This window comes from uncultured Maribacter sp., assembly GCF_947500405.1.
GTDB lineage: Bacteria > Bacteroidota > Bacteroidia > Flavobacteriales > Flavobacteriaceae > Maribacter_B.
The window spans coordinates 66,295-79,608 of sequence record NZ_CANMRY010000011.1; the positions used below are offsets into that span (position 1 = coordinate 66,295).

The 13,314-nt window shown below is 31.5% G+C and carries 10 protein-coding genes; 4 read left to right on the plus strand and 6 right to left on the minus strand.

Annotated features, from left to right (window positions below):
• Positions 1-88 precede the first annotated feature (88 nt).
• The 6 genes from Q0945_RS14275 to Q0945_RS14300 form a co-directional block, all read right to left on the minus strand.
• A complete protein-coding gene (locus tag Q0945_RS14275) occupies positions 89-2,635 on the minus strand; it encodes a phosphoenolpyruvate carboxylase (protein WP_299435744.1) in 2,547 nt (848 codons plus the stop codon).
• 126 nt (positions 2,636-2,761) lie between these two features.
• Positions 2,762-6,214, minus strand: coding sequence for a pyruvate carboxylase (locus Q0945_RS14280; RefSeq protein ID WP_299435746.1), 3,453 nt, complete (start codon positions 6,212-6,214; stop codon positions 2,762-2,764).
• 175 nt (positions 6,215-6,389) lie between these two features.
• The gene (locus tag Q0945_RS14285; protein WP_299435748.1) at positions 6,390-6,755 is read right to left on the minus strand and encodes a hypothetical protein; all 366 of its coding nucleotides are present in this window, start codon (positions 6,753-6,755) and stop codon (positions 6,390-6,392) included.
• 51 nt (positions 6,756-6,806) lie between these two features.
• Positions 6,807-7,568, minus strand: a complete 762-nt coding sequence (yaaA, locus tag Q0945_RS14290; RefSeq protein WP_299435750.1) for a peroxide stress protein YaaA — start codon at positions 7,566-7,568, stop codon at positions 6,807-6,809.
• Positions 7,569-7,663: 95 nt separating this feature from the next.
• Positions 7,664-8,692, minus strand: coding sequence for an RluA family pseudouridine synthase (locus tag Q0945_RS14295; RefSeq protein ID WP_299435752.1), 1,029 nt, complete (start codon positions 8,690-8,692; stop codon positions 7,664-7,666).
• A gap of 5 nt (positions 8,693-8,697) precedes the next feature.
• Positions 8,698-9,285: a PASTA domain-containing protein gene (locus Q0945_RS14300; RefSeq protein WP_298489039.1), complete on the minus strand. Its 588-nt coding sequence runs from the start codon at positions 9,283-9,285 to the stop codon at positions 8,698-8,700.
• A gap of 96 nt (positions 9,286-9,381) precedes the next feature.
• Here Q0945_RS14300 and Q0945_RS14305 point away from each other — a divergent pair, with 96 nt between their 5' ends.
• The 4 genes from Q0945_RS14305 to Q0945_RS14320 all read left to right on the plus strand — a co-directional run bounded on the left by Q0945_RS14305 (position 9,382) and on the right by Q0945_RS14320 (position 13,307).
• Positions 9,382-10,356 carry a D-alanine--D-alanine ligase gene (locus Q0945_RS14305; RefSeq protein ID WP_299435754.1) on the plus strand — a complete coding sequence of 325 codons (975 nt, stop codon included), beginning with the start codon at positions 9,382-9,384 and terminating at the stop codon, positions 10,354-10,356.
• Positions 10,357-10,375: 19 nt separating this feature from the next.
• Positions 10,376-10,831, plus strand: a complete 456-nt coding sequence (gene coaD / locus Q0945_RS14310; protein WP_299435756.1) for a pantetheine-phosphate adenylyltransferase — start codon at positions 10,376-10,378, stop codon at positions 10,829-10,831.
• Between the two features lie 228 nt (positions 10,832-11,059).
• On the plus strand, positions 11,060-12,916 hold the full coding sequence (locus tag Q0945_RS14315; protein ID WP_299435758.1) for a PAS domain-containing protein: 1,857 nt from the start codon (positions 11,060-11,062) through the stop codon (positions 12,914-12,916).
• A complete protein-coding gene (locus tag Q0945_RS14320) occupies positions 12,903-13,307 on the plus strand; it encodes a response regulator (protein WP_299435760.1) in 405 nt (134 codons plus the stop codon). Before Q0945_RS14315 ends, Q0945_RS14320 begins: the two co-directional genes overlap by 14 nt.
• The last annotated feature ends 7 nt before the right edge of the window (positions 13,308-13,314 follow it).

The window sequence follows — 13,314 nt, forward strand, 5'->3', positions numbered from 1 at the left end:
AGATACCAATTTGAAATAAGCTTTTAAAACAAAACACCCTCTTTAGTTTAAAACTAAAAAGGGTGCTCTTATAGTACATTGTATTCTCTTATGCCGAATTACGACTGGCATTAATATTCCCATAAAGAGAACGTGTTACAATCTTCTCATACAATTCTTTAAAAGAAGAGTCTGCTCCAATTTTCTGTAAAGCATATTGCTGTATTACCAATAATGGTAATACTATGTTTTCTCTAATTTTAATAGACTCTCTAGAAACTGCTTCTTTCTCCATTAAAATTTTAGAGTCTGATATTAGCAATAACATTTCTTTTGATAAATTATACTCATTTAAAAGAATTATCCAGAAATCTCCATATTCCTTATCTTCTTTCATGTAACTAGTAAGCTCAAAATAACATTTAGAAAGCGACATCATACTATTAGACATTAATGCTTTAAATACAGGAACATCTCTGTATAGTGCTTTAACCTCCTCTAGTCTACCTTGGTCTTTCATAGCTTTTATTGCTGTTCCTAAACCAAAATATCCTGGTACGTTTTGCTTTAATTGGCTCCAAGAACCAACAAAAGAAATGGCACGTAAATCTGACAGTTCTAATTTTGCTTTATTTCCTCTTTTTCCTGGACGGCTACCAATATTAGCTTTGGTATAATATTTAAGCGTACTTCTATTTTCTAAATACGGCATAAATTTATCATGGTGCTTTAATGCATCATATTTAGAAAAACTAAGTTCTGATAGTTCTTCTATTAAACCTCTTTGGTCTTTAGAAATTACATTCTTATCTCCAAAGAAATTATTAGATAAACCTGCGGTTAATAATTGCTCACAATTATACATAAACTGTTCTTTAGTACCATAGGTACTGGTTATGGTTTGCCCTTGAATAGTTAATTGTATTTCGTTATTTGCAATATCTTTGGTTTGCGCTGCATAAAAACGGTGTGTTTTTCCGCCTCCACGAGCTGGTGGGCCACCACGACCGTCAAAAAATATGGCTTTTACATTGTGTTTAGCACAAACTCCAGAAAGACTTTCTTTAGTTTTTATAATAGACCAGTTGGCTTTTAAGTAACCACCATCTTTTGTACCATCAGAGAAACCAAGCATTATTGTATGCTTTTTACTTCTTTTATTTACATGTGCCATGTATTCTGGTATGCTAAATAACTTTTGCATAGTATCTTCTGAAGTGTCCATACCATTCATGGTTTCAAAAAGTGGCACTATATCAAAAGTAATTTCTTTAGAATCCCAACCACACCATCTAAATAAACCAAATACAAAAAGAACAGAGAATATATCTTCAGAATTACTAATAATATATCTTGTACACCCTTCTTGGCCGTTTTTCTCTTGTATCGCTTTTAATTGGCCAATATTCTTGATAGTATCTTGTACAATACCTTCTTCAAAATCTTCTGCTTTTAATTGTAAATCTTTATGTAATAATAAATCTACCAATTCATCTTCTGAAAGCTCCGAAAGGTCTTCTTTTAGTAAACCATTTTGTTTTAATATTGTTTCTACTACTTGAGTATGTATACTATGATCTTGCCTAACATCTAAAGTTGCAAAGTGGGTTTTAAAGATTTTTACTTTATCCATAAAGTAATCTAAATCTTCTAGATAAAGCCCATGAAATTTTTCAATTAAAATGGTTTTTATTTTTTCTAAAGGACCTATAATATCTTTATAATCAACATGTTTTTTAGGGTTAAACATGGCTGTATACAAGTTTTCTCTTAGCTCAGAAATAGAATCTTGAACAGGGCCAAAGGTTAACTTTTTTTGTAGTTTCTTTAAATCGTTATAATAGCATTTCATTAAAGTTACACGTAACTCATCTGCAACATCACTAGTAATATCTGCCGTAACAAAAGGGTTACCATCACGGTCTCCTCCAGGCCAAAAACCTAATTTTATTATATCGTAGTTTTCAAACTCGGCGTTCTTAATATTCTTTCTTAAATAGGCATACAACTCCCCAACAGCATCATAGTACACATTTCTAAGAATGTAAATAATATTTTTAGCCTCATCTAAAGGGGTTGGCTTTTTAGAATTTATAAGCGATGTAAGCCCTAATTGCTGTAAGGTAATATCAATATCATCTATATTATCTTCTAAAATTAATGTTCTTAATTCTGATATAATATCTAATACCGCAGGCGTATAAAATTGCGTTGGGTGTGCTGTTAAGACTAGTCTAGAACTAAAGGTTGATAATTGTTCTGCTATTTTATCCCAGCTTTTATTCTTGTCTACCAGTTCAAAATAATCTTTAATAGTAAGGTTACTACTATGTTCAAATAATTTTGGAAATGCTGCATCTTCTACACTATCATATAACACCACTTGGCGCTCTACGTACTGGATGATACGAAACATAAAATCTATCCTATCTTTTTCGGATTTTAGATCTACATAATTCTCAAAAAAACCATCCAAAATCTCTTTTGGGTTTTTCCCCGATTTAAGTCCTTCTTGACACTGGTCTAACATTAAAGGAATTACCATTCCTACATTCTCTATGTTGCGGTAAGGCAAATTTAAAAATAGGCTATTATAGACATTAAATCTATTGGTTACCGATTTTTTAAATTCTTCTAGCCTTGGTGTTTGTTTCATACTTTTCTATTTCTTGCCAATGTTAATATAGATTTTGAAAAAGTAAAAATACCAAAGCTTTTTGGACAAAAAAAACCCTTTTGTATTAGTAACAAAAGGGGTTTAATTCATTATTTTTTTTACATTTTATTTAAGAACTACCACCAAATCTTCAGAATTTACTAAGGAACCACCGCTTAAAATAATTCTATCTACCACACCATCTGCTGTTGCAGTAACCGAAGTTTCCATTTTCATGGCTTCTATAATAAATAAAGGCTGGTTTCTTTTTACCGCTTCTCCCTTTTTTACTAACACACTAGATAATAATCCTTGTAATGGTGCTCCTATTTCTTTTGCATTAGAAATATCCGCTTTTTTATTCTCTAATTTTTTAACCTTTACCGATGTGTTTTTTACTAACACATTACGTAACTGCCCATTTATCTTAAAGAAAATACTAACATTACCAGCCTCATCTGGTTCTCCTTTTAGCATTAGAGAAATAAGTACTTTTTTTCCTTGGTCCAACTCTACCATTATTTCTTCTCCTACTTCCATGCCATAGAAAAAGTTTTTGGTAGGTATGTTTACAACATTACCGTATTTAACATGGTTATTATACGCATCTGTAAATACTTTTGGGTATAGCTTATAGGATAAGAAATCGGTCATTTCTAAATTTCTTCCCATTCCTTTTTTAAATTTCCGTTTAAAGGCTTTAAATTCTTTTTCAAAATCTACAGGCTCTAAATGTGCATTTGGTCTTTCGGTATATGGTTTTTCATCTTTAAGAACTATTTTCTGAAGTTTTTTAGGAAAACCACCAACGGGTTGCCCTAAATCTCCTCTAAAGAAATTCTTTACCGATTCTGGAAAAGAAATATCTTCTCCCCTATCTAAAATATCTTGTACTGTTAGGCTATTGCTTATCATATATTGCGCCATATCGCCAACCACCTTAGAACTTGGGGTTACCTTTACAATATCGCCAAACATAGTATTTACCTCACCATACATTTTGGTAACTTCTGGGAATTTATCTTCTAAACCTAATGCAATTGCTTGCCCTTTTAGGTTAGAATATTGTCCGCCAGGAATTTCATGCTTATACACTTCTCCTGTCCCAGATTTTAATCCAGATTCAAAAGTATAGTAGTAATTACGTACGGTTTCCCAGTAATTAGAGTATTCTGCGAGTTTTTCTGCATTTAATATATTTTCTCTTTCATGAAAACGTAACATCTCCATTACCGAGTTAAAGTTTGGCTGCGACGTTAACCCAGATAAACCTCCTAGAGCAACATCAACCACATCTACACCTGCTTCTATGGCTTTTAAATACATTGCTGCTTGCGTAGACGAAGTATCATGTGTATGTAAGTGAATAGGAATATTAATTTCGGATTTTAAAGTTCCTATTAACTCATAAGCAGCATTTGGTTTAAGCAAACCTGCCATATCTTTTACTCCTAAGATATGTGCTCCAGCATTTTCTATGTCTTTTGCTAGTTGCACATAATATTTAAGGTCATATTTTGTTTTAGATGGGTCTAAAATATCTCCAGTATAACAGATAGAACCTTCTGCTAAGCCTCCTGTTCTTTTGCGTACATGCTCTATACATGGTGCTAAAGATTGCATCCAGTTTAGAGAATCAAAAATACGAAAAACATCTACCCCAGTTTCCCAAGATTTTTCTACAAACTCACCAATTAAATTATCTGGGTATGCTTTATACCCCACACCATTAGAGCCTCTAATTAGCATTTGTAATAAAAGGTTTGGCATTGCTTTACGTAATAAAGCCAAACGTTCCCAAGGATTTTCTTGTAAGAAACGTAAACAAACATCAAAGGTAGCTCCGCCCCAAACTTCCATACTAAAAATTTCTGGATGGTTTTTTGCAAAGCCCTCTGCAACTTTAAGCATATCTATAGTACGCATTCTGGTTGCTAATAAACTCTGGTGTGCATCCCTCATTGTAGTATCTGTAAAATGCACTTTCTTTTCATTTTTTAACCACTGCGAAAATTTCTCTGGCCCTAATTCTGTCAATAGATCTTTTGTTCCCTTTGCATAGCCTTCATTTTTAGGAAATAAAGGAACTATTGGTTTAGAAAACACATGATTAGGATTATATTTTTTAACATCAGGATTACCATTTACAATAGTGTCTCCTAAAAATTGAATTAATTTATTTACACGGTTTTTTGGCTCTATAAACTCAAATAACTTTGGCTCGTTCTGAATAAAATTAACCGTAACATCTCCATTTCTAAAAGTAGGATGCTTAAGAATGTTATTTAGGAAAGCAATATTTGTTTTTACACCACGAATTCTAAACTCTGCTAATGCTCGTATCATTTTACGACAAGAGCCATCTAAAGTTCTACTCCTTGCCGATGCTTTTACCAACATAGAATCAAAAAAAGGAGAAATAGCAACTCCTTGATATACACTACCGGCATCTAAACGAATACCAAAACCTGATGCACTACGGTAGGTAGTTACTACACCATAATCTGGTTTAAAATCATTTGCCGGGTCTTCTGTTGTAATTCTACATTGTAATGCATAGCCAGAAATAGTTACCGATTCTTGATTTTCTATTTTTATTTGCTTGTCGGCCAATTTATAACCTCCAGCAATAAAAATTTGCGTTTTTATAAGGTCTATATTCGTAACCATTTCGGTTACGGTATGCTCTACTTGTACTCTTGGGTTTACTTCTATAAAATAGATACTACCATCATCATCTACCAAAAACTCTACCGTACCAATATTATTATAGTTTACCGCTTTACAAATATCTTGTGCATAGGTATATAAACTATCTTTTGTTTCTTGTGGTAATCCTAAAGAGGGTGCAAACTCTATAACTTTTTGGTACCGTCTTTGTACCGAGCAATCACGCTCAAACAAATGCACCATATTCCCATGTTCATCTGCTACAATTTGAATCTCAATATGTTTTGGGTTTTCTACAAATTTTTCTAGAAAAACTGTATCATCTCCAAAAGCATTGAGCGATTCTCTACGCGCTTCTGGAAAGGCTTTTCTTAAATCTGCTTCGGTACGTATTACACGCATGCCACGACCGCCACCACCAGAGGCAGCTTTTAACATTATTGGGTATCCTATTCTTTCTGCTTCTGAAAGGGCAATTTCTACTGTTGTTAAATCCTTATCGCTACTTTGAATAATAGGAATATTGTTAGCAACTGCTACTTCTTTTGCCGTAATTTTATCTCCTAAAGCTTTTAATACAGATACCTTAGGCCCAATAAATTTTATACCGTTATCTTCACATTTTTGAGCAAATTCTGCATTTTCGGAAAGAAAACCGTACCCTGGATGAATAGCATCTACACCATTTTCTTTAGCAACTTTTATAATAGCCTCTATATCTAAATAAGGCTTAAGAGGTTCGTTATCTTCGCCTATTTGGTAACATTCATCTGCTTTATATCTATGTAAGGAATAACGGTCTTCATAAGTATAAATACCAACAGTTTTTATGCCTATTTCTACACAGGCTCTAAAAATACGTATTGCTATTTCTCCCCTATTTGCAACTAAAACGGTATTGATTTTCACAGTAATTATAATTTTAATTAATAGTTAGTTAGCACTAAAACCAAAATTACTGTTTTTTAAGATGGTATAATAATATGATATGTCTAAAATTCTTAACAATTTTATTGCAATTCTAAAGTAATTATAGATTTTTTAGAGAAAAATAAAATTTAATGCGTTTTTTATTAGAAACTTGTTAATCCACCTTTAAGTTTAAAACTACGTTTCCTATTGCATCAATACCCAATTCATAAGTATAAAATCCTACTGATAAAGGGGTTTCTCCGACAAAATCTATAGGTTGTAAAGTATAGGTTTCTCCATCTGCTAAAATTTGCACATAGGCGTAAGAATATAATTCATCAAACTCTAGATAATCTGAATATGAATCTACAGAAATATTACTATACACATTTTCACTAGACACAACCGTAACCTCATCAAAATTTACAGTACTTGTATTTTTAATTCTAAGATTTACTTTTGATAATTTATCGTCCCTATCTGTACAACCTACTATTGCTATAAAAACTAAAACCAGAAATACTATTTGCTTTTTCATATTGATAAATTTATCCTATACTAAGGAAAACGATAGAAGAAAAAATATATTTTATCGTATAAAAACTGGCTCGTTCTCTTTAAGAGTATGTTCCTTACTAAATTGGTAATCGTCTAAATTAAAACCTCTTATATCTTCTAAGGTAGTAGCATTAGAATCTACAATATAACGAACCATAGAACCTCTTGCCTTTTTTGCGAAGAAGCTAATTATCTTAAGTTTATCATTTTTCCAATCTTTAAAAATTGGGGTTATTACTGGAGCTTTTAAAACTTTAGTATCTATTGCAGAAAAATACTCGTTACTTGCTAAATTCACAAAAAGTTCTCCGTCTTTTAATTCTGAATTAAGATGGCTGGTAAGTTCTTTTTTCCAAAACTCATATAAACTAGCTTTACGCCCTATTTTTAACTTGGTCCCCATTTCTAAACGGTAAGCCTGCATTAAATCTAACGGTTTAAGAATGCCATATTGTCCAGATAATATTCTTAGAGAATTTTGAAGTACGTCTAACTTATCTTCTTTTAGAGAATAAACATCTAACCCTTGGTATACATCGCCACTAAAAGCATATACTGCAGGCCTTGCATTAGTTACTGTAAACGGAGTAGTAAAATCTTGATTTCTCTGCCAATTTAATTGCGCCAACTTATCGGAAATATGCATTAATTCGGATAAATCTTTAGGCTTTTTCTTAGCTAAAATTGCATTTAGCTTTACTGCCTGTTCTATAAACTTTGGCTGTGTAAATTTTTTTGTTGGTAACTTACTCTCAAAATCTAAAGACTTTGCTGGAGAGATAACTATTTTCATTTTCTTGCAATTAGGGTATAAAAATAAAAAGGATTTACTGGATTTACAATATCATTTAAAAAGACTTATCAATACCAGTATTAAAGAAATTTATACTATTGGCTATGCTTTGTGTATTGCCTCCATTTTTCTATACAATTTGCTATATCTTCTGGAATTTCAGAATCAAAATTCATTTTTTCTCCTGTAACCGGATGTATAAATCCTAAAGTTTTTGCGTGTAATGCCTGTCTTGGCAATATTTTAAAAGCATTTTCTACAAATTGTTTGTATTTAGTAAAGGTGGTTCCTTTTAATATTTTTTCACCACCATAACGTTCATCATTAAAAAGGGTATGCCCAATATGTTTCATATGCACCCTAATTTGGTGTGTTCTTCCTGTTTCTAACTTACAAGAAACTAAAGTAACATAGCCCAAACGTTCTATAACTTTATAATGTGTAACGGCTTCTTTTCCTTGTTCCCCATCTGGAAAAACATGCATTTGTAATCTGTTCTTAGGATGCCTTCCTACATGGCCTTCTATTGTACCTTCCTCTTCTTCTATATTACCCCAAACTAAAGCAATATATTCTCTTTGGGAGGTTTTATTAAAAAATTGCTTGGACAAATGCGTCATTGCAGCTTCTGTCTTTGCAATAACCAAAAGACCAGAAGTATCTTTATCTATCCTATGTACTAAACCAGGGCGTTCATTACTATTTGAAGGTAAATTATCTACATGATAAATAAGTGCATTTATTAGAGTACCCGAGTAGTTTCCGTGCCCTGGGTGCACTACCATTCCTGCTGGTTTATTTACCACCATAAGAGCATCATCTTCATACACAATATCTAAAGGGATATTCTCTGGGACTAATAAAAACTCATGTGGCGGATGCTCAAAAAGTACCTTTACCTCATCCTCTGCTTTTACTTTGTAATTTTGCTTAACTACTTTACCATTTACCCAAATATGGCCTCCTTTTGCAGATTGCTGAATTTTATTACGTGTAGCATTTTCAATAAAATTCATCAAGAACTTATCTACCCGTAAAGGTATTTGGCCCTTAGATGCTACTACTTTATGATGTTCATAAAGTTCTTCTTCATTTGGCTCTGGCCCCTCTTCTAATGGTAACATATATTTTATTCTGAATCTGCCTTAATTTGTGCTCTATCGGATATTTTTCCGTTACCACAAATTAGCTCTATTTTAGAAGTCTTTGGTAGTTTATCTCCCGGATGAATTACTTTTCCTTTATATTTTATAGAATACACCATATCCTTACCAAGTTCATCTATATAAATTACACGCTGTACATCTAACCCTACTGCCCTAAGCATAGATTTAGCATTTCTTTGCGTAACCTGTATAATTTTTGGAATTGTTACTTTTTTGTAACCAGATGGATTTACCGTAAAATAAATTTTTCTATTTTCTTTTACTTTATTTCCCGCTTGCGGATTTTGTTCTATGATAGAAAACCTTGGATAATCTGGATTATAATTTGCAGAATCTAGTACCTCATAACGCAAACTAGCATCTTCTACAGCCTTACGCATATCCATAACAGACATTTTAGAAAAATCTGGCACTTCTACAAATTCGCCATGGTTGGTGGTACTATTTAACCAATTTAACATTACAAATATTAAAACTACTGAAACAACTAAAGCTAATCCTATTTGGATTAAAAAAGATTTGCTTCTTAAAAAATTAAAGAAATTTCTCATGGAGTATAATTGACCCGACAAATATAGGAAACGGATTGCTTTTTTCTTTACTTTGATACCTTGTTATTTATTTTTTAAAAAAAGTAAAACCATACTATGAAGAAAAAAGTAGCCATAATTATGGGAGGTTACTCTAGTGAGTACAAAATATCTTTAACCAGTGGAAATGTTGTTTACAACTATTTAGACAATACTTTATTTGACGTTTACCGTATACATATATTTAAAGACAAATGGGTATATGTGGATTCTAATAACGAAGAATATCCTATAAATAAAGATGACTTTTCTATTACCATAGAAGACCAACACATTACTTTTGACTGCGTTTTTAATGCCATTCATGGCTCCCCTGGAGAAGATGGCCTTATGCAAGCTTATTTTAAATTACTAAACATTCCACAAACTTCTTGTGACTATTACCAATCTTCTTTAACTTTTAATAAAAGAGATTTACTAAGTGTTTTAAAACCATACGGAATTAAATCTGCAGAATCTTATTATTTAAATTTTGGAGATGTGATTGATGAAGATGCTATAATTAATAAGGTAAAACTACCATGTTTTGTAAAAGCCAATAAAGCTGGTAGCAGCTTTGGTATTTCTAAAGTGCATAAAAAAGAAGATTTACAAGCGGCAATAGAAAATGCCTATAAAGAAGATGATGAAATATTAATAGAAAGTTTCTTAGACGGTACAGAGGTTTCTGTGGGTGTAATAAAATATAAAGGAGAAACTATAGTATTACCAATTACGGAGATTGTAACTGAAAATGATTTTTTTGACTACCAAGCAAAATATGAAGGAAAGTCTACCGAGATAACTCCTGCTAGAATAAATGACATCCAGCTTAAAAATGTAACTACCGCTGCAAAAAAAGCATATGATATTTTAAAAATGACTGGATACTCTAGAAGTGAATTTATTTTTATTGGTGATGAACCTTATATGTTAGAAATGAATACCACCCCAGGTTTAACTACAGAAAGTATTTTGCCGCAGCAAGCCCAAAAAGCCGGAATATCTTTAGCTGAGCTATTTAAAAGTGCTATAGAAGAGGCTTTAAAATAAAACATGTAACTTTACTAGCATGAGACGAGCAATATTCCCTGGGTCTTTTGACCCGCTTACCTTGGGACACCAGGATATTATTACTAGAGGGTTACCTCTTTTTGATGAATTAATAATTGCAATTGGAATAAATGCAGATAAAAAATACATGTTTAGCCTGGAAGAAAGAATACGTTTTATTTCTGATGCATTTAAAAATGAACCAAAAATAAAAGTAAACACCTATAAAGGCTTAACTGTTGACTATTGCAAAAAAGTAGAAGCAAACTTTATTTTAAGAGGATTACGTAATCCTGCAGATTTTGAGTTCGAGAAAGCTATAGCACATACCAATAGAAAGCTTTCTGAAATAGAAACCGTTTTTCTTCTTACATCTTCGGGAAAATCTTACATAAGTTCTTCAATTGTAAGAGACGTAATTCGTAATGGTGGAAACTATTCTGTACTAGTCCCGGACACAGTAAAAGTTAACTAAAAAAACAACTAAATAAGACTATTCCTACAATGTAAATGAAAACCTTGTTTTTTATGAGGATTTCATTTTTGTTATATACAATATATAGTAAGAAAATACTTTCATTTAATAAAATTCATTATCTTTACCTATAGTAATTGATCAAAACACAACGTCTTTTTGCGAGTTCACAACAAACCTTTATTTATATGGCATGATCCAACTACATTAGTAGGAAAATACAACAACATGCTTAAGAAGGACTTAAAACTTGCTAATAATTATTTAATAAAACAGCTGCCAAAAGCTACTGCGTTTATTAATAGTAAGTTCGAAGTAATCCATGCCTCTAACCAATGGATTAAAGAATTTAATTTTGAAACTAGAAACGTTTTTGGAAAATCTATTTTCAGCTTATTTATAGATGGAGAGAAAAATGAAGAATGGAAATTAATTCTTGATAAATGTTTAAAAGGCCAACCAAGCGACCTTTTTGATATAGAATTTAAAGACCCTAATGGCAACACACAATGGTTTGAATGGTCTAATATACCTTGGTATGATAGTGAAGAAAATATTGTTGGTATTATTATTCAAGCAGAAAATATAACCTCCAGAGTAATAAACGAAATACAGATAGAAAAGTTAGAAGCTCTACTTTTAGAAAAATCTGAAATTACTAAGATTGGAACATGGGATTATAACATAAAAACTAACAAATTAAATTGGTGCAGCATTACAAAAACTATACATGAGGTGCCTTTAGACTTTAATCCAAATGTAGATACGGCTATAAATTTTTATAAAGATGGCATTAGCAGAAATACTATTTCTATGGCTTTTCATAATGCAATGATAAATAAGAAACCCTGGAACGAAAAATCGCAAATAATTTCTGCTAATGGAGTAGAAAAATGGGTAATAGCTACAGGGCAGCCAATATTTAAAAATAATGAACTAATTGGTTTAATAGGAACTTTTCAAGATATTTCTGACCAAGTAGAAGGAGACAATAAAGTAAAAGAGAATGAGCATTTATTAAAAACACTAATAGACAACCTACCATTAAATGTATATATAAAGGATAGAGAATCTAGAAAAATTTTAGCAAACAAATCAGAATGCGAATATATGGGCGTTAGTGGCCCAAGTGAATTATTAGGTAAAAATGACTATGATTTCTTTACTAAAGAAGTTGCTGCAGAGAATATAAAAGATGATGTGAGTGTCATAAAATCACTCCGCCCTATTTTAAGCAAAGAAACTGTTAGTATAAAAAAAGATGGCAACGCCACAACGTTTCTTGTTTCTAAAATACCCCTTACTAATGATAAAGGAGAAGCGTATGGCATTGTAGGTATAAGTACAGATATTACACATTTAAAACAAAAAGAAGAAGAATTAAGGCATTTAATAAATGTTACTTCATTGCAGAATAAAAAATTAATAAATTTTGCACATATTGTTTCCCATAATTTAAGGTCGCATACTGCCAATTTCTCAATGCTTCTAGATTTTTTATCTCATGAAAAAGAGGAAAAAGAAAAGGAAAACATCTTAAATATGCTTAAGAATGCTTCTGATAATTTATTAGAAACCTTAGACAATCTTAATGAAGTAGTTGCTATTAGCACTAATATTAACATAGAAAAAACCCCTATTAAACTAAATAGTAAAATAGAAGATGTTAAACAAAATTTATCTGCCTATATAATTCAAAACAAAGCAAGAATAGTAAATGAAATTCCTATTAATGCAAAAATAAAAGTAATTCCAGCATATATAGATAGCATATTAATGAACTTTATTACCAACGGAATAAAATATAAAAATCCAGACAAAGACCCTATTGTAAAAATTAGTTATAAGAAAGAAAATAGCTATTCTGTTGTTAGTATTTCAGATAACGGACTAGGTATTGATTTAAAAAAGTACGGTTCTAAATTGTTTGGTATGTATAAAACTTTTCACAATCATAAAGATTCTAGAGGTATTGGTCTATACATTACTAAAAACCAAATTGAAGCCATGAGTGGCAAAGTAACCGTAACTAGCACAGTGGGAGAAGGAACCACATTTAACATATTTTTCAATGAAAAAGATTAACTCTATCTGCATAATAGACGATGACCCTATAACTGTATTTGGCATTCAAAAAATGCTAGGATTGGTTACGGAATATGAACAACTTTACAAATTTGTTAACGGAAAAGCTGCTATAGATGGCATTACAGATATGTTAAATAATAACACCCCATTACCGCAAGTAATTTTTCTTGATATTAATATGCCAATAATGGACGGATGGCAATTTCTTGAAGAATTTATTAAAATCCCAATAAAAGAAACTGTTCGTATTAATATTGTTACCTCTTCTATAGATGATTTTGACCGTAACAATTGGAAACACTACAAAGAACAAACGCACCATTTAATCACTTTTAATAATAAACCAATTAAAAAAGAAGAAATGGAGCAAATTACGAAAGTAGCTTAAAGCATAA